Annotated in this window: 1 protein-coding gene and 1 pseudogene; both read right to left on the bottom strand. The window is 69.6% G+C overall.

Annotated features, from left to right (window positions below; genetic code table 11):
• Positions 1 to 653 (bottom strand): serine dehydratase beta chain (locus ACWD01_RS37530; RefSeq protein WP_451168473.1); only part of this gene is annotated, 653 nt, incomplete at its 3' end.
• 70 nt (positions 654 to 723) lie between these two features.
• Positions 724 to 1,253 (bottom strand): annotated as a pseudogene (locus ACWD01_RS37525) (serine hydroxymethyltransferase); the annotation flags it as partial.

Genomic DNA, 1,253 nt, shown 5'->3' with positions numbered 1-1,253 from the left:
AGGCCCTCGCGGATCTCGTCCTCGGTGCGCCAGGCCTTCTCGTTCTCCAGCATCAGCGCCGAGATCGACAGACCCGTCTCCCTGGTGAGCCGCAGAAGCTCGTCGCCGGAGCGGAAGGGGTGCTTCAGGACGGTGTCGTCCAGCTTGATCCGGTCCGCACCGACGGCCTCCTCGTCGACCACGAAGCCGCCGCCGACCGAGTAGTACGTCTTCTCCAGCAGCGGCAGCCCGTCCGCGTCGTACGCGAACAGGGACATACCGTTGGCGTGGTAAGGCAGCGAGCGCCGACGGTGCAGGACCAGCTGGGTCGAGGCGTCGAAGTCGATCTCGTGGGCCGGGCCGATCTCGGTACCGAGGAGGCGGATGCGCTTGGTGGTGCGGATCCGCTCGACGTCCAGCTCGGCCTGGGCGACGTCGACCGTGTGCGGCTCGTTGCCCTCCAGCCCGAGCAGCACGGCCTTGGGGGTGCCGTGGCCGTGACCCGTGGCGCCGAGGGAGCCGAAGAGTTCCGCCCGCACCGCGGCGGACTGGGCGAGCAGGCCGTCATTCTTCAGCCGGACGGCGAACATCCGGGCGGCTCGCATCGGGCCGACGGTGTGCGAGCTGGACGGGCCGATGCCGATGGAGAACAGGTCGAAGACGCTGATTGCCACGCCATACTCCGTGGGATTTGAGGGACATGCCGGCCATAGGCGTGAGCACGTCCCTTGCGAGGGTTGTCGGTTACAGGCCGGGGTAGAGGGGGTGCTTGTCGGCCAGGGCGGTGACCCGTGTGCGCAGGGTGGTGGCGTCGTAGGTCGGTTTGAGGGCCTCGGCGATGATGTCGGCGACCTCGCGGAAGTCCTCGGTGGTGAAGCCGCGGGTGGCGAGCGCCGGGGTGCCGATCCGCAGACCCGAGGTGACCATCGGGGGCCGCGGGTCGTTCGGGATGGCGTTGCGGTTGACCGTGATGCCGACCTCGTGGAGACGGTCCTCGGCCTGCCGGCCGTCCAGCTCGGAGTTGCGCAGGTCCACCAGGACCAGGTGCACGTCCGTGCCGCCGGACAGGACGGAGACGCCGACCTCGGCGACATCGTCGGCAAGCAGCCGGCCGGCGAGGATGCGGGCGCCGTCCAGCGTGCGCTGCTGGCGCTCCTTGAAGTCCTCGGAGGCGGCGACCTTGAAGGAGACCGCCTTGGCCGCGATGACGTGCTCCAGCGGGCCGCCCTGCTGACCGGGGAAGACCGCGGAGTTGATCTTCTTGGCGAGCTCCT

The sequence above is a fragment of the Streptomyces sp. NPDC002835 genome, assembly GCF_053591995.1.
Note: the sequence above shows the minus strand (reverse complement) of the source record. Positions and strands in the feature narration are given on the sequence as shown.